This is a genomic window from Streptomyces sp. URMC 123, assembly GCF_051386515.1.
Taxonomy (GTDB): Bacteria; Actinomycetota; Actinomycetes; order Streptomycetales; family Streptomycetaceae; genus Streptomyces.
The window spans coordinates 1-262 of record NZ_JBPQTV010000776.1; the positions used below are offsets into that span (position 1 = coordinate 1).

Here is a 262-nt window from a genome sequence, read left to right on the forward strand (position 1 = left end):
CGGTGGGTGGGGTCGGTGGGGCGGTTGGTGCGTTCGGTACGCCCCCGTACAGCTGCGCCGCCGTCGCCAGCACGCGCAGGCACGCCGGGCCGTCCAGCGCGGTGTGATTGATCGTCAGTACGAGGACGCAGCCGGCGGCGTCCGGGTCGGGGACCACGACCTCCAGCCGCACGGGCGGGGAGAGGAGCAGCGGCGGGCAGTCGGCGAGGGCGCGGGAGCGGGCGAGCGCGAGGGCGTCCGGGCCGGGCGGGGGGAAGTGGAC

General features: G+C 77.5%; 1 pseudogene. It reads right to left on the bottom strand.

Annotation, left to right across the window (positions count from 1 at the left end):
* Positions 1-262, bottom strand: a pseudogene (locus tag ACSNOD_RS31965) (condensation protein); the annotation flags it as partial.